The following is a 19,542-nucleotide window of genomic DNA, read 5'->3' as shown; positions in this document are numbered from 1 at the left end:
AATTAAGTTTCTTCGGAGAACAGATCGCCGCCGTGCATATCAATCATTTCGAGGGCTTTACCACCGCCGCGTGCAACACACGTTAGTGGATCGTCCGCAACCATTACAGGTATACCCGTTTCTTGCATTAATAAACGGTCTAAATCACGCAACAGTGCGCCACCGCCCGTTAATACCATGCCACGCTCAGAAATATCTGAGGCTAACTCAGGTGGAGACTGCTCTAACGCCACCATCACCGCGCTAACAATACCCGATAATGGCTCTTGCAGCGCTTCTAAAATTTCATTGCTGTTAAGTATAAAGCTACGCGGCACACCTTCAGCCAAGTTACGACCACGTACCTCAATCTCTAACACTTCATCCCCAGGATAAGCCGTACCAATTGTGTGCTTAATACGCTCAGCCGTTGCTTCACCAATTAAGCTGCCATAATTACGGCGCACATAGTTGATAATGGCATCATCAAACTTATCGCCACCAATACGTACTGAAGAGGAATACACGACACCGTTCAATGAAATAATAGCGACTTCAGTGGTACCACCACCAATATCCACTACCATAGAACCTGTTGCTTCAGAGACAGGTAAACCCGCACCAATCGCAGCAGCCATTGGCTCTTCAATTAAATACACTTCGCGAGCACCAGCCCCCATGGCCGATTCACGGATAGCACGACGTTCAACCTGAGTTGCCCCCACGGGCACACAGACTAAAACGCGCGGGCTTGGACGAAAAAAGCTATTGTTGTGCACTTGTTTGATAAAGTGCTGCAGCATTTTTTCAGTCACATAAAAGTCAGCAATAACACCGTCTTTCATTGGACGGATAGCTTGGATGTTACCGGGTGTTCGGCCTAACATTTGTTTAGCCTCTGTGCCGACTGCGGCGACAGATTTCTGACCAGAGCTGTTACGCTCACCACGTATAGCAACAACAGAAGGCTCATTGAGGACTATGCCTTCGTCACGAACATAAATTAATGTGTTAGCTGTACCCAAATCGATCGATAGATCATTAGAAAAAATGCCACGCAGCTTCTTGAACATGTAACTAGCCTGTATTCTGTGGAGTCAGAAGAAAAGAAAAATCAGCTAACTTTATCAATGCCACCTTGATTCCACAAGACCATTGAGGTTAACAATCGCTAATGGCGTGATTTTTTTTCAAATATACACCTTAAAAACAGTATTTAGCCGAAAAATACGCTTTACAGGTTAAAGTTTGAGCAGTGAAAAGTAAAAAGTAATACAAACTAGCAACACATGCCAAACGTCATTTTTGCATTTAAAGCCGAACGTAGACATTTAAGCCAAGGCTCAAAAATAAGTCGCCTAACGATTTACCACTAAAGTTACAACTTAATTTAGCGGGATAGATTACTAAAACTAATTAATTAACCTCTCGCCAGTAGATGATCCTGTCATGCCCACGGTAACGACCAAAAAATGCACTGGCGCGGGGTTCGGATAAGCTAGTAGGTGAAACCCCGTTCCAATTCCAATACCATTCTAGCCAAGCGGGTACATCTAAAGGCGCGGTCACTTGTCCTCGGTAAAGCGGGCCACTTGTCGCCACGGCTCGCCACAGCAACTCAAATTGGCCAGATTGGAATGTTGATGTGCCACCGGAGCGCACAACACTTTGTCCTGTGGCTAAATTTGGGTCAAAGTGATAGCCAAGACCAGCATTATCAACCTGCGAACCTAAGCCATAAGTGGCGATAGTGCAGCTATCATCCCCATTTAACACCCAATTCGTGCCATTCCAATACTCGGCCCGAACAGGCATACTTAATGTTTCAGTCTCTGGGCCGTAAGTGTTGTCCATTACCACTCGACCATGGCGATATCTCTGCTGGATAGCGGATAATATAACAGCATCACAACTAGTACCCGCACTGCAGTCGCCAAGGGTGGCTGCATTCATATTTGGCGATGCAACTGAACTAACATTCCCATCATTATCAAATACTTTAACTCCCAACAACATTTGCTCATAGGGACCATCGACTTCACCACCAATTAAAGCGGGGAGGCGGGAAAAATGAGGTTGATAATCTATGCTCGCCTCACCAGCTGTCCACGAACTCGATTTCAAGGGTACAGCAACGTCATCTAAGCGTAGCTGCATATCATTACCATCATCATTATTTTCTCCCACCAGCAGCCCCGTCGCTTTGGCAAAACTACCGTGATAATTCTGTGTCACAACTCCAGCGACATTTCGCGCCTCAAGATTAAATGCTACATCAAAAGGCTGATCCATATAGCTAAAGCTATAGGTACTACTACACGCAGGCACCACACTCGATGTGGTCACTTCAAAGTGGTCGGGGACAAATCGGCCTATGTTGGCACTCTTTGCGAGTGGTATTGAGTAAAAACTCGATCCTAAGTAACTCGATGGCGGCGCAGCACTAAAGGTAAATACCCCCACTTCACTTATGCTTTGAGCCACTGTATTAAGATTATTTATCTTGCCCTCTTGATCGTAACTGGCTACGCCTACTGCCCCCTGTACACCGGAACTTGGCGCCACCAGTTGGCTGGATAACGCGATACCAGATTGGACATAATTGGGCGTACTAGGGTTATCGCAATAATTGCCGTCGTTATCAACAACCCATGCTTTAGCAACAATCTGCAAATTAAAACTCTCACCCGCTTTTTTATACACAGAACAGCTCTCATTTCCCGCGGGACACAAGGCACCGTTGTCTTCTGGGGTAACACATAAACCTACAGGGACATTGACAAACTGATCTGAGCCTATCATCAATAAACCTTGCTCATCGCCCGTGCCTGTATATTTCGCATTGAGCTGTAATTTGCCCGCATCGGGGTAATTGACCGTGATTTTTGCCTGCCCATTAATATCAAAGCCCAGGCTCAATGCAGTAGGTACGGCGCTCGCAGCACTGATTGCAGTGCTATTAATAGTGACAGCCTTAGGTGTGATTGGCGCACTAGGCTCCACATACTGACTCCAAAAACTAAGGCTCTTAGCCTGATTCTGGAAACTCGGAATACACTGCTGTGTGACATCCGACTTTTTAACCGCTTTGACCAACACCTCAACCGGTTTATTAGCTAATTTATCAGGTACATCAAAAATAAAACCGCTATCGGCAAAGGTCAGCGAACAATTATTTTCACTTAATGCACCAGCACCAATACGGCATAAGGTCTTGCTTAAGGGCCTAGTTGTTGGACTGGACCCTTTTACACCTAAGGTCACAACGCCAGCAGTATTGCGCCGTAGTTGTAATTGCGCAGTACCACCACTAAAACTCACTTGGTTACCGCCAACCCACACGCCCTCGGCTGTAGACTCAGGCAATAATGTTGCCGTTAGCGGTTCGGTAAAGAGTTGACTACAACTCGTATTGGCACAGGCTCTAATGGTCACAGTCTCGGGATTACAGGTGAGTCCCTGACCCGTATGATCAAATTCAAAATGATCGATCTGTGTGGTAATTGGATTCGACTTTAATGCGCAAATCTGAACATTATCAATTTCATGGTTATTATAGTAATCCCCCGTCGATCCCGTTAATGACAATAAAAAATCCTTCGGAATGGTTGCTTGCCCCGTCTGAGCCGCAGCATTGAAAGAGGATATTAAGGTGACAAAACCTGAGCCTGTATTACGCTCAACTTTGACTAATGATTGTCCCGCAGACTGCGAATCTATGGTAATTTTATATCTGTGTGCAGGGGTTACATTGTTTTTATCAACCGTAGGAGATAAACAGCTACCACTGGTATTGGTTGTGCCGTTATTACAGGTTCCACGCAGATAACGATAACCAGATGTGCCAGCACCAGAACCACGCACGACAACTGACTGGCGCCGCTGGCCCGAAAGATTTATGCTCCCGCCTTCACCAGAGAAGTTCCCAAACTCATCAATACCAACCCCAAGCCAGCCTCCCGCAAACCCGCTAATTCCAGGCTTAAAACCATAACCTAAAGGTCCTCCAAAGGCGCCAGGCTGCGGTGTAATCGCGGCATCAGATAACACTACGGCAATACCATCGGCACCATTATTGGTCGCGCCACCGTAAGCATAATGATCAAACTGGATTTCGACTAAGTTTTCAGCGGCGGGGAAAAGTCTTTGATAAGTGGATGCCGTTGATTGTTTCTGACTCGCTTGCGTTAAACGCATGCGGCCACCCACGATTGAAGGGGTAAAACTGCCACTGCTACGGGAAACAACCCAATCACTGCTTAATGCGCTTTGGGAGAAATCATCATTAAAGCATTGTAAGACAGGTGCAGGATTACAATTAGGCACGACATTTATATTCGATGCCTTATTATCAAACCTAACACTACTTCCCCCTTTTAAACTGATGTTTTTAGCTGTAATGGCACCATCTAAGTAAGAGCTACCTTCAAGTAGTGCATTTTTTTCAGAAACCACATATGACTTTAGAGATGCCCCCCCATTAAGAGTAAAATTCCCATAATTATAAATGAGTAATTTTTCTGGTTGGCCAACAGTATTTAGACTGTAATGTTTATAGTCATCTTTAATAAATAACGATACTGTACCAACCGAAGGGTATATTAATGTAACACCATGGTTTATGGATAAACTTTCAATCCAATACTGCCCAGCAGAAAGCACTATTTGTCCAGATGTTGCTGTGAGTGATTTTATTTTATATATACCATCTTTGCTTGTGAATCGGAGAATCTTATCCGAACCACCCTCTAAAAGAATATTATTATATTCACCTTCCACAATATCTATTTGTTTATTGTCCCATGTAGGTGGGCCAACATTCACGGTACTAGAAGATGTACATTGAGCGAAATCTATACGGCTGATGGGTAAATTAGCAACATAGTTACCTGCCTGACACCAACGATATGAATTACTGGATGTCACACATAATTGGTCAAGACTATAACCATCCTGAATATATTTATATGTAGGTAAATAGCTATACCAGAAAGTGGCATTATTAGGTGCATTATATAGATATGAAGTATTAAATGTTATTGTACCACTTACATCATAGTTATTTACACCTTGAGGAAAGGTTCCACTCCAATCAGCCTTTACAAAACTAGAAAGCAGCACTGTGAGTAAGCATAAAAAAATAAACAATGATCTAATTATAATTTTTTTATAATACACATCTAAAAGGTTAATTCCCACGGGCTTCTACCTCAACTTGTCGGCTGACGCGAATCTCACCACTCTCACATACCGCTTTACTATTTATTCGATATTGGGTGACAGTGTCTACGGCATATGCTTTACAACTGAGTTCAACACGGCAAGCATGGAAACCTACTACATTCGGTGGCGTCCAAGAACTGCTTGCCAAACAAACACCGACACTACCGTTTAGTGGAAATAACTGTGCTAATGCGGCATCAGCACCGCTATTGGCCGCGGCTAAGGCACGAGCGCCCCACACTTCTTGCGTCAATCCAGTATCCGCATCTTCCACAATATTGATAAGCGCAGACGCTAATAAAAACATCACAGTGATAACAAATATCCCAATGATCAACGCACTCCCCCGCTGCCGCGTAGGTAAGGCTGGTCGTTGCGACCTTACTCGCGATGTTCTGGGTAACATTCGCATTATTGAGTGATGACCTGTCAATTGACGAGATACATTATGGAACATTGATCACCTGCACTTGATGTCGATATTGGAATGTCTCACCATTAACATTAAACCGCGGTTGTAAATGCACCATGGCATGATTAACTAAACTTGATGGGGTTAATGTCATTGGTAAGTCATTACTATCGTTCAAACGATTTGCCACACTTTGCGCCATCAACACCCCTGAACCCATATCGCCCGGTTTAGATTGAGTGGCAGTAAAGGCATAGCCCGCGTAACGTCGTACCTGCAATTGATTAGCACTTGGCTCTTTTTCAAAACAATAACTCACAGGATTTGAACCAAAATAGATCCGCTGCCGTGGTGATGCTTCAGCAAAACGTACTGGCGCAGTAAACGTCAGCGTTACCCAATTACCCGAAGGCGCCATGGTGTTAATCTGAGCGCGTTTTTGCCTCGCGCTGTTATACACATCGCTATCAGTCAAAGGATAAATCCAAGCATATTGGTTAACCGCAATCTTACTGGTCACATTGTCTAAAATCACCGTTCCCGAGAGAGCTGTGGCGCTCGGCGATATTGGCATAGATAAATAGGAGGTGCTGGCTTGGATAGGTACAAATTCAATACATTGATAGGTGAGTGAATCCGTATTCACTCGCACACTATTAGGCACTGCGCTGCGTAATTCGCGCGTCATTCGCTCGACCACAAAACGGCTCTGACTGAGCACTTGATCGACCGAGCTCGACTCGACAAAAATCCGCGTGCCAAAAATAATAAAGCTACTGACCCCAACCACAAGAATACCCAGAATCAAGATAACAGTGACCATCTCGACTAAGGTAAATCCCCGCGCGAATTTTTTATTTACAGCATAGTGTGAAGCCATCAGTAATTACTCCTCACCATATTGTAAGTAATCACTTCGTTATCAGGCGTTGTCACATTAATCGTCACTAACTTGGTATTGGGCACGACCCCATAAGCAACAGTGACACTTAAACGATAGTTAGGATAAGCCTCGGTATAAGTTTGGCTGGAGTTAAGCATAGTCGCGGTTTCATTTAAACCGTGGTAATCATCCACATCATTAAAATTATTGCGGCTTTCCACTATTCCAGAAACGATATCTTTACCTAACTTATCGGCAGGGGTACAACTCATCCCTAAAGGACTCCCACAGGCGGGCACACCGCCATTGGCATTGGTATTTTGATCGTATCTTTTACCCCATATCTCATTCATCACCGAATGGGCAAGTTCGGCGCTTCGCACCCTATGCAAGGTTTTTGCTGCACGATCCGCTTGGGGAAATAACATACTGCTAAGCATCACGATAGCAATCGCAATCACCAGCATGCCCACCACTAATTCAATTAAGGTAAAGCCCTTGTGTGGCGATATTTTATGAAGGAATAAGCGAGGATTAGTTGGCATAGATATATCCCTCGCTCGAGATATTGATGCTTACAATATCGTTGGCGATGACTTTGATACAGTGACCATTACAAGCTAATGAGGGTCTACCATTAATATCAAAATCAATATTAAAACTACTGGCATTGCTACTGGATAACGTAAGCGTAGCACCACCTTTAAAGGCTTGGGTATATAGCGGTTCTGGAGAAAGCGGCGCGCCCGTGCAACCTGTATTATCACGGGTCGCAAATTGACTCACTTGATAACCCACACTGGAGACAGCGATCCGATAACATCTATCGGTATTGTTTAATGCTCTTTGTTGCACTTGACGCAGCTCTGCCATAAATTCATTACGCAAGCTAAAAGCACTATAGGATGACTGGGTAAACAGACGCGGCAGGACGGTCACAGAAAGGATCGCAATCAAGATGATCGTTGTGACTAACTCAACTAAGGTAAATCCCGCCTGTTTTGCCATTGAAAATTTAGCCATTGTCCATTTCAGGTTCTAGGTTCTAGGTTCTAGGTTCTAGGTTCTAGGTTCTAGGTTCTAGGTTCTAGGTTCTAGGTTCTAGGTTCTAGGTTCTAGGTTCTAGGTTCTAGGTTCTAGGTTCTAGGTTCTAGGTTCAGTTTCTGCCAACTTGATTTGTAAGGCAAACATTTCGTACAAACAAGATAAATAATAAGTAAATTCAATTTATTAGAACCAAAAAAAATCAATAGATTATAGACCTAAAAAAAAGGCCTGCTAGGCAGGCCTTTTAATAAAAAATTTTCTAGCATCCAGACACAACAGTATTAACAGTGATAGGACCGTATGCAGTCAGACCATTCACATACTGAACATAACATTGACCACCAGAAGCCGTCCCATCAGGAGCAGTTTGTCCTTGAGGATAGAAATAAATGCTGTCAGTAGCTAACACATATAGCCACTCAGTTGTTGCACCGGTATCGGCAGCATTAATATCTAATATATTAGCTAATGCATCATTCCATTTAGCTACTGCATGACCGTAATTAATGTCAACAGTAGTACCTGCAGAGTCGACAGTTACTGTTGGGCCATCAGTGTCTGCCCCTGCAACAGTATTATTACCCGCTATTAACGATTTTGAGTTAATTAGAGTATCCGCACCTTTAATTGCAGCTTCTAATCCTTTCACAGTTGAAGCTCTTGCATCCGATTGTAGATTGATAAATTTAGGTGCGGCGGTAACAGCTAAAATGCCTAAAATAATAATCACAACCACTAATTCAATTAATGTAAAACCACTTTGTTTTTTCATTCTTCAAGACTCCATTAACACGCAGTAGCTACAACGTTATACACAGGCAATGTGGTATTCGTTGCAGGTGTATATTCTAAACGGCAAGCATCAGTATCTTTCTTTCCCTTGGGAACAATAATGAAAGATGTCGCACTTTTATAGATAACACCAAAGTCATTCACTGTACCGACAGTATCAGTGGCCAATGCATCAAATTTCATATCTAACGCTTTTTCAAGGTTAGCCTTCACCTCTGTAGAATCGGTAGCACTGTTTATATAACCATAATCAGTTGTAACCTTAACATTAGGAGTTACACTTGAATCAATTGTCACGCTCTCACCAGCAGCTTTACCTAAACCTTGAATGGCCGCCTTTGAATAAATCAGTGTATTAGCACCTTGCAACGCAGCTTTAACACCATCAATTGTCGATTTACGCGCATCAGACTGAAGATTAATAAACTTAGGTGCCGCTGTGACAGCAAGAATACCTAAAATAATAATAACTACCACTAACTCAATTAAGGTAAAACCTTGTTGTCTTTTCATCATTAACTACCTATGTAATAACAATTCTAAATATCTAATTCCACGCCAGTGTAATTAAGGCGTAAATGGGGTTTGGGTAAAGCTTAATACTCTGCCTGTACCTGGGTTATAGACCACGCCCTTAGCACCTGCCGTGGATAAATCGGGTGTAGGCGTCGCGACCCCCGTTGTTTGGTTGACCACCAGTGAAGCCACTTGGTGATAAACACATAAATCTAAGCCAGTTACCGTTGCACCTGCAATTGAGGTCGCACTGCCGCCCGCACCATCGATCACTCTGACGGTATAGCGTTGATTACGGGTATCTTGAGTGTAAAGCACATTGCGTGGTGCACTCTGCAACACGGTATTAAAGACTTCTTGGCAACTGGCATCCGTCATTACGGTCGCATCCGTGACTGAGGTTCCAGTAGGGTAACCAAAACGAGTATCGAGGTTAACCGAGGTACCATCGAGGAGCACATTATTATTGCGACGTCCATCCACTTCCCACTGTGAACGTACAAAGCTCACGGCAGTGGATAAACCACCCGCAACCCCATCGACACTCGCATCCTGTGCGTCATCGGTTACATTTAAAAACCGTGGGATCGCCGTTGCCGCTAATAAGCCTAAAATCACAATAACGATAACGAGTTCAATCAATGAAAAACCATTTTGCTTAGTCTTCATTTACTTACCCTCATACTTAAGACATGTCATTCTAACAGTTAAATTCATTTTAAAAAGCCTACTGCTTAACAATATTTTAAGGATTCGTCAAAAAAATGACCCTGCCAGAATCCAGTTGGTAGCCAATGCTATCGCCATTTTGCGAGCGATAATGGCAGCTATTATCCCGAGGAAGATACGCGCCGATTAGAGTGCTTTTTTTTAATTCTGTTCCCATTAACTGTTGCCATAACGCTTGGCAACCTTGGTTATTCCGTTGCTGAGGTTGTGGCCAACCAAGGGGATTCATCTTAACCACGCTAGGCTTAAGCTGCTGATTTTGATTATCAAATATTTCCCAGTCTAAATTCATCTGTGACGGTTTACCAAGGGATAACCATTGGGAGCGCACCATAGCCACTATATTTAAAAAACGCGTATGTTCTAATTCAAGCCCTCTAGCGGCCAACTGCGGCATCGTTGAAAAATATTTGATACCGATAATAGCCATCATAGTTAACACCACAATTAACGCGATCATCCGACCATAGAGGTTCAATAGATTGCTTTCAGCCTTCTGCTGACTTCGCATCTAGTCACACCCTTTGCAATAAGCAGGTGTGCTGCGCATGCTGTTAATTCCCACCCTTAACCACATTGAGCATATCCCACATAGGGAGATAGATACCGAGCGCAAGCACTAATACGATAACGGCGACTATGCCAATAAGAATAGGCTCTAATTTTGCCGTGAGATTTTTAAGATCGTAATCCACTTCACCCTCATAAAAATCGGCAGCATCATTCAATAACTGATCGATTTGCCCTGTTTCTTCACCTACCGCCACCATTTGTAGCACTAAGGGCGTAAATAATTGGCTCTGATTCGAAACCCTAAGCACTGAGTCACCGGATTCAATCCCTCGGCGCATACCCACAATCCTATCGTGCATATAAGCATTATCCACCGCATCAGCCACCAGACTTAATGCTTGAGTCATAGGGACTCCCGCGCTGAGCATCATCGAAAAACTGCGGCAATAACGTGAAAGGGTTGAACGCTCAATAATAGAGCCAACGGCTGGAATATGCAGCTTCCACTTATCCCACTGCTTTTCACCTTTTTCCGTATGATGCCAATAACGTATCCCAACAATGGCTCCGATAAGTGCCACTAGCATTAAGGGCCAATAATTAACAAAAAGGTTTGATGTACCAATTAACACTTTGGTCGCCCAAGGTAAATCGGCCCCAAAGCGACTAAACATTTCAGCAAATTTGGGGATCACCATAATATTCAAGATCACCATGGCAATGGTGATGGCGATTAATACAAATATGGGGTAACGCATAGCCGCTTTTATTCGACGCCGCGTCTCTTGTTCACGCTCGATATAGCCTGAAAGCTGGATAAATGCATCCTCTAACTTACCGGTGTTTTCACCCACATGCACCATAGAAACAAACAAAGAATCAAATACCTCAGGGTGTTGATTCATCGCAGAGGACAAGGGGCGCCCAGCGGTAAGTTGCTCAGAAATATCATTGAGGGCATCTTTCATCCGCTGGGAATGAGCGGTTTCAGATAATCCTGCAATCGCCCGTAAAATCGGAATGCCTGAACGAGTCAAAGAGTACATTTGGCGAGTGAAAATTTGTAACTCGTCTAAACCGACTTTGCCGCCAAATAACTGAGTCACAGAAAAGGATTTAACGACTTTAGCCACTTTCACTTCAAGGGGAATAATCCCGCGGGCTAAGAGCATATCCGCCGCAGCACTTTCCGAGGCAGCATCGAGCTGCCCCGTAACGGCTTGACCTTGACCACTGCGACCACGGTATTGATAAACCGGCATAATTACGCCTCAACGCCTTGTTGGCTAATCAGATCCTTAGATAAAGGGATCTGCGACTCACTCACATCTTCCACCAGCTTCGCCACCTCTTCAATGGTCGTCATGCCTTCAATTAAATATTGCAAGGCTGACTCGGCCAGTGGCGTAAAATTGGGGCTTTGTAATGCTGCGCGGGCAAAATCCTGTGGATTACCCGTACGCATGGCATCGATCATCTTCTCATCCAGTTCAAGGATTTCAAAGATACCGATCCGACCACGGTAACCACTGCCATTACAACTCTGGCAACCCGTACCAATTCTAAAATTCGCCGCTGAAAAATCTTTACGGCTTACGCTGCTCAACCAGGCTTTTTCCTGTAGTGTAGGTTGATAGTCAACCCCACAATTATGGCAAACGCGGCGAACTAAACGCTGAGCAATAATCACCCTGAGCGCGCTTGCCACCAAATAGCTCGCCGCCCCCATATCGAGTAAACGCAATGCACTGGTGACCGCATCATTGGTATGTAGCGTCGATAACACAAAGTGACCAGTTAAGGCACCGCGTAGTCCAATTTCTACCGTTTCTTGATCGCGCATCTCACCGACCATGATGATATCGGGGTCTTGACGTAATGTGGTACGCAGTACGTTTGAAAAATCGAGCCCAATCTTGTGGTTCACTTGTACTTGGTTTATCCGCGGCAATTGATACTCGACGGGGTCTTCCACCGTAATAATTTTACGGTCAGCGGTATTAAGCTCACTTAAAATGCCGTACAGCGTGGTGGTTTTACCGCTACCCGTGGGGCCTGTTACCAATAACATGCCATGGGGACGTTTAATCTGTTTACGAATTCGCGCCAAAATATGCGGCGGCATCCCGGTTTCATTAAGTGTAAGCAAACCTGCGGATTGGTCGAGCAAACGCATTACCACAGATTCGCCGTGGTAAATCGGCATGGTCGACATACGCACATCAATATGATGGCCTTTGATTTCGATATGGAAACGCCCATCCTGTGGCAGACGTTTTTCCGAAATATCAAGCCCTGCCATTAACTTCAGCCGCAGCACTAAGGCGGCTGCAATATTTACTTCATTCAGAATCGTTTCATGCAGTTGACCATCGATACGCTGACGAATACGCAGTGCTTTATCACCGGGTTCGATATGAATATCCGAGGCGCGCATTTGTACCGCGTCTTCGAAAATCGATTGCAGTAACTTAACCACGGTCGTTTCATTATCGCTATCGCCCGAGGTTAAACTCGCCAAATCAAACATTTTATCGGCGGCGTATTCTTCTTCGAGCTTGCCGGCAATCTGCGCGATTTGATCGGTACGACGATAAAGGTTATCAAAGGCCTCTAGCAGTTGTTGCTCTGGCGCAACCGCTAAGGTTAAGCGTTTAGGGGCAACGAGAACCTCTAAGTGATCGAGCGCCTGTAAATCTGCGGGATCGCTCATGGCAACCAGTACACTGTCTCCCCTATCTTCAACTGCAAGTGCCCGAAAACGCCGCGCTTGTACTTCAGGGATAAGCTGTACTACTTCTGCTGAAATGGGGCGCTTACTGATATCGAGTAAGGGCAAATTCAATTGTTGGGAGAGAAATTGCAGCAATTGATGTTCGCTAATGGAGCGTAAATCAATCAAGGTTCGACCCAGTTTATGGCCTGTTTTACGTTGCTCAGTTAACGCTTGCTGTAGCTGTTCTTCGGTAATAATCGATTCTTGCACTAACAGATCGCCCAAACGCATCTTTAATCTGGGTTTCATTGGCTATCTCCTAGTTGGCTTAATCGTTGTTCAATAAAAGTCGTTGCCTGCGCCGAGAGCCCTGAATGGCTTAATGCGGTGCGATAGGCTTGACTCGCCTTGGCAAATTGCTGCTGAGAATCTAAAGCATATCCTAAGCCCATCCACCATTTTCCTTGCTGCGGCTCCTGTTGCAATAGCTGCCGATAAGCCTGTTCAGCTAAAGTAAATTGCCCTTGTTTTTGGGCTAAATCGGTTTGCGCTAACCATTTTTGCCGTGCTAAAACATGGCTGTCGGGGATTTGCGCTAGGCTAGCCAATGCTAAATCTACTTCGCCAAGCTCCTGCTGAACTCGTGCTAATAACAGGTAAAACTCAAATTCTTGAGGGTATAACAGTACGGCTTGCTGCAACACTTGTTCGGCGTTATTGAGCCGTCCTTGGCCATAGTGCAATGCCGCAAGCTGCTGACGCACATTATGTAAGCTTGGGTCAAAGCCGAGGGCCTTTTCATAATATTCGAGTGCCTTATCGAGTTTTCCCTGTTTTTCGGCATCAGTTGCAAGAGTAAGCTGCTTTTGCGCGAGCTGGCTTGGCGTAAGCTTAACTTCTGTCACCGCCATTTTACCCGCGGGTTTAACAGGCTCAATTGTGGGGGTATCTACGGATGGCTTAACGAACTCACGTTCGGGCGCACTGGCCTGAATCGCTTCAACAATTTCATCCTCTTCTGTGACTATTGTCTGTGGTTCAGATTGGGCATTAGCAGTCACTGTGGCTTCTATTTGGGCATTCTGCTTGGCGACTGGATGCGATCCCTCATCGAGGGGCATTTCTGTATTAACCAAACCATTAGATGCTTTGACCACTGTCTTTTTGCTAAGGGCTACATTCACGGCCTCTGAGGTGATTGTCTCTGCTTCAGCGTTTATTTCTGGCACTGTTGGGATTATCGCCACTTCAGTCTCACTCGCGGCGGCAAACTTAGGTGCTGGCTCGACAGACATTTGACTGATTAATTGATAGCCATAAACACCAACACCGCCAATAAGCAATGACATTAGGCTGATTGAAACCCAGATGTTAACGCTATGCTTGCGACCTAAATATTGCACTTGATGCTGGGCAATATTTGAAAGTTGATGTCCCTGTTGGCGCTGATCAAGATCTTTTAGCATTTTGTTGATAACACTCATTCTCTATTCCCCAAAATCTGCAGGAAATCGATACCTGATGCTGCTATCGCAAAAATGAAGACCGTTAATAGCGCTAGAACGAGCGCCATGCTTCGAGACCAGAACGAATTTTTACTGGCATCTTCAGTATCTAAAATAGCACCACGCACATGGGATGCCTTCACCCGTGTAACGCCTTCACCAAAACTTAGCAATAGCGCCTTGTGGGCGAGAATATTAATCAATCTGGGGATCCCTCGGGAGGCATTGGCAATCTTACGCGTTAGTTTAGGTGTAAATAAGGCTTCACCTTGGCGACCCGAAATGGCTAATCGATAGCGAATATAGGCATCGGTTTCATCCCATGTGAGCGGGCGTAAATTGTAGCTAAAAGTGATGCGCTGCCTTAACTGTCTAAATTCTTGACGTTTTAATCTTTCATCAAGCTCTGGCTGCCCAAATAACACGACTTGGAGTAATTTGCGACTCTCGGTCTCAAGGTTAGTGAATAAACGCAGCGCTTCTAAGCTATCGTCCGGTAATGCCTGCGCCTCGTCTAACACTAAAACTATCGCCTGCCCATGACTGCTTAACTCGAGCAGTTGCTGCTGAATCAAGCCTGTAAGCTGCTGCTGATCGATATCTTTCGCGTAATGAAGCCCCAATTCATTTGCTACCGCCCAACGTAATTCCGCTGGTGTTAAATAGGGATTAGGCAAATAAGCACAATGAAATCCACTCGGTAGGTCATTAATTAACTTACGGCAAAGTAATGTTTTACCTGTACCGACCTCACCTGTCACCTTGATAAACCCCTCACCCGTTTGCAAGGCCGTTTGGAGCACTTGCAAGGCTTCCACATGTGGCGATAACCCGAAAAAAAATCCGGTATTCGGGGTGAGTGAAAATGGGGTTTGGCTTAGGCCAAAATGCTTCAAATACATAGAAGCTTACTTAGTCTCCGGATACCAGCGATCTAATAAGGTTTTTGAACGCTCTAACTCATTCTTCCATGTATCACCGCCAACAACGGTGGGTTTTAACAGAATAATCAGCTCGGTTTTCTTCTTTTGCTTGCTGCGGTTTTTAAACAGCTCGCCTAATAATGGAATATCACCCAATAACGGCACCTGTGAGACAACTTCTACGTTCTCGCTTTTCATCAATCCACCGATCACTACCACATCACCAGATGCGGCGCGGATTACTGTGTCTGATTCTCGGATCTCACTCTGTGCTAAGGGTAATTCCAGCGATTCATTACTCACTTTGATATTTTTTGTCTGCTCTTTCACATCAATAACCGATGGATGAACATGCAGTAACACATTGCCATCTTTATCGATTTGCGGTGTGACGTCCAAGGCAATGCCCGAGAAGAACGGCGTTAACTCTACCTGTGGCGTCGTCACAGGCGTAGTACCTGCCACTGTGGTTGAAGATACATCAGTGACAAAATACTCATCAGTGCCGACCTTAATCACCGCTTTTTGATTGTTCGATGCGGTCACTCTTGGGCTAGACAACACATCCACATCACCCTGAGTATCTAATAGATTGATCATAGTTGTGAAATCAGAGCCTTTAATGCTAAGTGATGTTACACCGCCCAGAGTGGATGTGACTTTATTACCCACAGTTCCTGCTGTTGTACCAAAATTAATATTGGTATTTCCCACATGACCTAACACGTTTTCCCATTGGATCCCTTGCTGAAAATCATCCGATAGTGTGACTTCTAGGATTTTTGCCTCAAGGATAACTTGGCGTTGCAAATGGGTTTCCGCCGAATTTAAAAAACTGCGTACTTGGCGTAATTCGCTAGGGAAAGCTCGAATAGTGACTAACCCTGCCTGTGGTGTAACAACCACCTGACGCCCATTGCCCGTATCACCAATAATGGCCGTTAGGGTTTCTTTTAAATCACCCCAAAAATCTGTTTTAGTGCGCGAACGGATAAAAGTGCCGTTTGAACTATCACTATTATTGTTTGAATTACTACCGTTGTTCGAATTGTTATTGCCGCTATTATTGTTGGAATTACCGTTATTCGAATTGTTATTGTTATTAGTATTACTGTTGGAATTATTATCGGAAATCCGACCCGAGCTAACAGAGGTCAATGACAGACCATCACGTTCCATATAGAGGTAGTTTAAGGGGAAAGTTTCTGTACGCATGCCCGCAGGGAATACCCGTAAAACTCGCCCTTCTCGACTGACTTCATAGCCATAAATATCTTCAACAACTTGAATAGCTTCACTTAAGGTAACGCCCTTTAGTGATAGAGAAATCGTGCCCTCCACCTCGGGATGTACGGCAACGCTCAGTGGCGTACCTTGCACTAAGCTAGGAAAAAACACTCTCGCATCCACATCATTTGCCGAAACATCAAAGCGTCGCTCGGTTTCTAATGCCGGAGCGAGTCCTGCCAATAAAGCACCCGAATTTAGTTCACGTTGCACTGCATCAGGCATAGTTGCGGGAGGTGGCGTCGTCGCACGATTCGCCGTTTGCATTGATGCAGCCAATGCTGCCTTAGAGGCTTCAGGTTGTGGCCTATCTGTGGATTGGCACGCCACAAGACAAAGTGAGAGCAGAGGCGTGAAGTATTTGATCGCTGTCATGTAATTTGTATTCCCTATCTCTCGGTTATTGCTTGAAACAGTGCCAATTTACGCCCATCAGAAAGTGACACAGACGAAGGGGTGATCCTAACGATTTTGACCCCTTGAATGCTGTCGCCGACAGACAATATTTTATTATTAATCACAGCATAGGCTGTGCTTCCTGAGCTAACGATGCTATTTAGGATCAGTGTTTGTTCCTGAGACTGAGTGACTTGCCCTGCACCAGAGTAACCTTTTCCGGGTAAGGTTGGATCGCGCAGCGCTTCGGCCGATACGCTCGAAGCTACACATAATAATGTCATGAAAAGATAAGGCTTATTTAGCAACACTGATAAAGTCCTTATTAAGGCTCAAAGTATAAACTTCGATATCAATCATCCCTTTAGGATATTCGGCCACCTTATAATCAAGGCGCTTCCAATAGAGTTTGTCAGGCATAGCCTCTACCGCCTCGACAAAGCGCATGACCGAAAAATAATCTCCCTCAAGACTCATACGAATACCATGGCTGTAAAGGTTGAGTTTTTTCTCATCGCCCACCGCCAGCAAAGGTACTGGGGCAATAGAAGTAAACTTAATGAGCTTTATCCCCTGCACTTGCCCAAGCAAATTACCCAGTAACTCCGGCATGTAATCTGCTGGCACCATGTCGACCATCTGTTCATTAAGCTGCATATCAATCTCTTGATTTTGCTGCTGTAATAACACCAATCTTTGTTGGTAATCCTGATTAGGATCCATGGTTAAACGCTGCTGATATAACTCAATCTGCTGAACCGAAATCTGATTTTCCTGCTCCAGAACCTTAAGTTGCTGTGATATCGACATCTGTTTTTTCCAAAGCGATTCTAATGGCATAAACCCGATAATGCTGACAAGTGCTAATAGGGCGATACCGATCAAGACTCGTTCGCGGCGGCTTAAAACCTCAAACTGTTGGCCGACATGATTAAACATCGTCTTCATCGCTTCGGCTCCACTAAGATCTCACTGGTTAATGTGAAAGCCAAAGGCTTATCCTCACCACGATCCATCGTCATAGAAGAAAATGCCTGCCCCTTTAATGTATTTGTTGTTTTTAGCTTACCCACCCATAACGGGATACTTTTAGGATGGTCTGCAAAACCTTCAAACATCACGTTTTGCTCATTAATCATAATCCGGCTTAGCCACACACTCGCATCGGAAACCTGTGCTAAATCCTTAAGCACTGGTGCAAAGCCTCGACTCGTTAAAGCGGAACGAAGGGCTAATTCACTAATTAACAACTGTTTAAGTTCGAGTTGCTGCGACTCTAACTCGACCCGTGCCACCAATGCAGGATCCGGTTTACGTGCCGCGATTTGCGCTTCAAGCGCCGCTTTTTGCTGTTCGAGTTGCTGCTTTTGCTGGGAAGCCTGTTGTAATGCTTGCTCTGACTGACTCACCTGCCAATAGCCGTATACCCCGGCTAACATGCACAGCAGGGCCAATCCAGCCACATAGGCCATCAGTTTTGCAAAGGTTAACTGCTGCTTAGGAGGTAATAATGTTGCAGAATAAAGGTTTACTCTCGATTTAATCACTCTGCACCTCGAGACAATTCATAAAAAGCCAGTCCCGCCATGCACGCACCCACAGCATTTTTCTCGATAACATTGACTGCTTGATTGAAATTGGTTGAAACCAATTTGGCTAAGGCGTCGGCCGCGCCATCAATGAGTAACTCAATAGATGCCACAGGAGCCTGCCTAAGCTGGCTCTCAAAATAATCCATAGAACGTTGAATTTCTAAACTTAAGTTATCAGCAAGACCATAGTTAAGCTCATCTACTTCCGCTTTATCTAACTGCATAAAACCACGCACACGTCGCTGCATATAAAGTTGGCCTTGCTTGACTACGGTGAGCAAGAGATCGTGCCCAGAATAATGGCTCACAACGAGACGAGCTTGGTTATCATCGACAAACAAATTCGTCATGGCGAGCTCTTCAATACTGATGCCTGCAATGGAAAGCCCATGCGCATGTATAGCTTGCACCATATTGATTAATTTATCTTTTTCAACTACCACCACATTGATTTTACCGCTAGGTAATGGCGACTCAAAATAATCCAAATGGATCTGTGGCACAGGCAGGGTCACCATATCTTTAACTGACCAGAGCAAGGCTTGGGGTAGTTCCTCGGGAGCCACATTGGGTTTATCGGCCACGAGTAGCTGATAAGGGCCACTTGCTAATAGCAGTTGTAATCGAGCATGGGGGAAAACGCGGGCGAGCTCAGCAAAAGCCATTAGCCATTGCTCATGTTGCAATTCGAATGTGACCCACTGCTCTGCATAGCGCTCTGTTGCAGGGGCATAGACCCATAGCTTATCGGCACAAACATAGACGCCAAGATCTGTCGTAATCGCTTTATTTTGCCAGAAGGCTAATCGACCAATACGTCTTTTATCCATAAAATGTTTATAACCTAATGAATTTAAAAGCTAGAGCAATGATTTTGCAAAAATTATTACGCCAACAACAATACAGTGTAAGGTGAAATAGAAAACGTGAAACCTGTCATATTCACCGTCATAATTTTGGCACCGGCTAGTCTAGCCGCTAATCAGTGAATTTTATAGGAAAATAGGTCCGTTATGCGCCCAATCTTCC

The 19,542-nt window shown here is 44.7% G+C and carries 19 protein-coding genes; all 19 read right to left on the bottom strand.

Annotation, left to right across the window (positions count from 1 at the left end):
- Positions 1–2: 2 nt before the first annotated feature.
- A complete protein-coding gene (locus tag JEZ96_RS02240; RefSeq protein WP_011790838.1) occupies positions 3–1,052 on the bottom strand; it encodes a rod shape-determining protein in 1,050 nt (349 codons plus the stop codon).
- Positions 1,053–1,395: 343 nt separating this feature from the next.
- Complete coding sequence (locus JEZ96_RS02235; protein WP_373291720.1) at positions 1,396–5,178, bottom strand: DUF6701 domain-containing protein; 3,783 nt, start codon at positions 5,176–5,178, stop codon at positions 1,396–1,398.
- Entirely contained in the window at positions 5,168–5,659 is a 492-nt protein-coding gene (locus JEZ96_RS02230; protein WP_025008664.1) for a hypothetical protein, read from the bottom strand. Before JEZ96_RS02230 ends, JEZ96_RS02235 begins: the two co-directional genes overlap by 11 nt.
- A complete protein-coding gene (locus JEZ96_RS02225; protein WP_025008663.1) occupies positions 5,649–6,494 on the bottom strand; it encodes a PilW family protein in 846 nt (281 codons plus the stop codon). Before JEZ96_RS02225 ends, JEZ96_RS02230 begins: the two co-directional genes overlap by 11 nt.
- On the bottom strand, positions 6,494–7,042 hold the full coding sequence (locus JEZ96_RS02220; RefSeq protein WP_025008662.1) for a type II secretion system protein: 549 nt from the start codon (positions 7,040–7,042) through the stop codon (positions 6,494–6,496). The genes JEZ96_RS02225 and JEZ96_RS02220 overlap by 1 nt, the downstream gene beginning before the upstream one ends.
- On the bottom strand, positions 7,032–7,520 hold the full coding sequence (locus JEZ96_RS02215; RefSeq protein WP_025008661.1) for a type II secretion system protein: 489 nt from the start codon (positions 7,518–7,520) through the stop codon (positions 7,032–7,034). The genes JEZ96_RS02220 and JEZ96_RS02215 overlap by 11 nt, the downstream gene beginning before the upstream one ends.
- A 283-nt stretch (positions 7,521–7,803) precedes the next feature.
- Entirely contained in the window at positions 7,804–8,316 is a 513-nt protein-coding gene (locus tag JEZ96_RS02210; protein ID WP_061782874.1) for a prepilin-type N-terminal cleavage/methylation domain-containing protein, read from the bottom strand.
- A gap of 14 nt (positions 8,317–8,330) precedes the next feature.
- The gene (locus JEZ96_RS02205; RefSeq protein WP_061782873.1) at positions 8,331–8,849 is read right to left on the bottom strand and encodes a type II secretion system protein; all 519 of its coding nucleotides are present in this window, start codon (positions 8,847–8,849) and stop codon (positions 8,331–8,333) included.
- 54 nt (positions 8,850–8,903) lie between these two features.
- Positions 8,904–9,521 carry a prepilin-type N-terminal cleavage/methylation domain-containing protein gene (locus JEZ96_RS02200; RefSeq protein ID WP_025008510.1) on the bottom strand — a complete coding sequence of 206 codons (618 nt, stop codon included), beginning with the start codon at positions 9,519–9,521 and terminating at the stop codon, positions 8,904–8,906.
- A gap of 76 nt (positions 9,522–9,597) precedes the next feature.
- Entirely contained in the window at positions 9,598–10,092 is a 495-nt protein-coding gene (locus JEZ96_RS02195; protein ID WP_025008511.1) for a hypothetical protein, read from the bottom strand.
- A 43-nt stretch (positions 10,093–10,135) separates the two neighbouring features.
- Positions 10,136–11,356: a type II secretion system F family protein gene (locus JEZ96_RS02190; protein ID WP_011790848.1), complete on the bottom strand. Its 1,221-nt coding sequence runs from the start codon at positions 11,354–11,356 to the stop codon at positions 10,136–10,138.
- 2 nt (positions 11,357–11,358) lie between these two features.
- Positions 11,359–13,119 (bottom strand): GspE/PulE family protein, encoded by a 1,761-nt coding sequence (locus tag JEZ96_RS02185; protein WP_011790849.1) that lies wholly within the window; start codon positions 13,117–13,119, stop codon positions 11,359–11,361.
- Positions 13,116–14,294, bottom strand: coding sequence for a tetratricopeptide repeat protein (locus tag JEZ96_RS02180; RefSeq protein ID WP_025008513.1), 1,179 nt, complete (start codon positions 14,292–14,294; stop codon positions 13,116–13,118). The genes JEZ96_RS02185 and JEZ96_RS02180 overlap by 4 nt, the downstream gene beginning before the upstream one ends.
- Positions 14,291–15,217 carry an ExeA family protein gene (locus JEZ96_RS02175; protein WP_025008514.1) on the bottom strand — a complete coding sequence of 309 codons (927 nt, stop codon included), beginning with the start codon at positions 15,215–15,217 and terminating at the stop codon, positions 14,291–14,293. Before JEZ96_RS02175 ends, JEZ96_RS02180 begins: the two co-directional genes overlap by 4 nt.
- A 6-nt stretch (positions 15,218–15,223) precedes the next feature.
- A complete protein-coding gene (mshL, locus tag JEZ96_RS02170; RefSeq protein ID WP_025008515.1) occupies positions 15,224–16,900 on the bottom strand; it encodes a pilus (MSHA type) biogenesis protein MshL in 1,677 nt (558 codons plus the stop codon).
- Between the two features lie 14 nt (positions 16,901–16,914).
- Complete coding sequence (locus JEZ96_RS02165) at positions 16,915–17,232, bottom strand: hypothetical protein (RefSeq protein ID WP_011790853.1); 318 nt, start codon at positions 17,230–17,232, stop codon at positions 16,915–16,917.
- Complete coding sequence (locus tag JEZ96_RS02160; protein WP_025008516.1) at positions 17,219–17,869, bottom strand: hypothetical protein; 651 nt, start codon at positions 17,867–17,869, stop codon at positions 17,219–17,221. The genes JEZ96_RS02165 and JEZ96_RS02160 overlap by 14 nt, the downstream gene beginning before the upstream one ends.
- The gene (locus JEZ96_RS02155) at positions 17,866–18,468 is read right to left on the bottom strand and encodes a PilN domain-containing protein (RefSeq protein ID WP_025008517.1); all 603 of its coding nucleotides are present in this window, start codon (positions 18,466–18,468) and stop codon (positions 17,866–17,868) included. Before JEZ96_RS02155 ends, JEZ96_RS02160 begins: the two co-directional genes overlap by 4 nt.
- A complete protein-coding gene (locus JEZ96_RS02150) occupies positions 18,465–19,343 on the bottom strand; it encodes a hypothetical protein (protein WP_011790856.1) in 879 nt (292 codons plus the stop codon). The genes JEZ96_RS02155 and JEZ96_RS02150 overlap by 4 nt, the downstream gene beginning before the upstream one ends.
- Positions 19,344–19,542: the final 199 nt, after the last annotated feature.

Origin of the sequence: Shewanella putrefaciens (assembly GCF_016406325.1) — a bacterium.
Taxonomy (GTDB): domain Bacteria; phylum Pseudomonadota; class Gammaproteobacteria; order Enterobacterales; family Shewanellaceae; genus Shewanella; species Shewanella putrefaciens.
This window is presented reverse-complemented; position numbering and strand designations above follow the sequence as displayed.

Coding starts and splice junctions, on each gene's coding strand:
- JEZ96_RS02240 (WP_011790838.1), bottom strand. CDS start 1,052: ATGTTCAAGAAGCTGCGTGGCATTTTTTCTAATGATCTATCGATCGAT.
- JEZ96_RS02230 (WP_025008664.1), bottom strand. CDS start 5,659: ATGTTCCATAATGTATCTCGTCAATTGACAGGTCATCACTCAATAATG.
- JEZ96_RS02225 (WP_025008663.1), bottom strand. CDS start 6,494: ATGGCTTCACACTATGCTGTAAATAAAAAATTCGCGCGGGGATTTACC.
- JEZ96_RS02220 (WP_025008662.1), bottom strand. CDS start 7,042: ATGCCAACTAATCCTCGCTTATTCCTTCATAAAATATCGCCACACAAG.
- JEZ96_RS02215 (WP_025008661.1), bottom strand. CDS start 7,520: ATGGCTAAATTTTCAATGGCAAAACAGGCGGGATTTACCTTAGTTGAG.
- JEZ96_RS02210 (WP_061782874.1), bottom strand. CDS start 8,316: ATGAAAAAACAAAGTGGTTTTACATTAATTGAATTAGTGGTTGTGATT.
- JEZ96_RS02205 (WP_061782873.1), bottom strand. CDS start 8,849: ATGAAAAGACAACAAGGTTTTACCTTAATTGAGTTAGTGGTAGTTATT.
- JEZ96_RS02200 (WP_025008510.1), bottom strand. CDS start 9,521: ATGAAGACTAAGCAAAATGGTTTTTCATTGATTGAACTCGTTATCGTT.
- JEZ96_RS02195 (WP_025008511.1), bottom strand. CDS start 10,092: ATGCGAAGTCAGCAGAAGGCTGAAAGCAATCTATTGAACCTCTATGGT.
- JEZ96_RS02190 (WP_011790848.1), bottom strand. CDS start 11,356: ATGCCGGTTTATCAATACCGTGGTCGCAGTGGTCAAGGTCAAGCCGTT.
- JEZ96_RS02185 (WP_011790849.1), bottom strand. CDS start 13,119: ATGAAACCCAGATTAAAGATGCGTTTGGGCGATCTGTTAGTGCAAGAA.
- JEZ96_RS02180 (WP_025008513.1), bottom strand. CDS start 14,294: ATGAGTGTTATCAACAAAATGCTAAAAGATCTTGATCAGCGCCAACAG.
- JEZ96_RS02175 (WP_025008514.1), bottom strand. CDS start 15,217: ATGTATTTGAAGCATTTTGGCCTAAGCCAAACCCCATTTTCACTCACC.
- mshL (WP_025008515.1), bottom strand. CDS start 16,900: ATGACAGCGATCAAATACTTCACGCCTCTGCTCTCACTTTGTCTTGTG.
- JEZ96_RS02160 (WP_025008516.1), bottom strand. CDS start 17,869: ATGAAGACGATGTTTAATCATGTCGGCCAACAGTTTGAGGTTTTAAGC.
- JEZ96_RS02150 (WP_011790856.1), bottom strand. CDS start 19,343: ATGGATAAAAGACGTATTGGTCGATTAGCCTTCTGGCAAAATAAAGCG.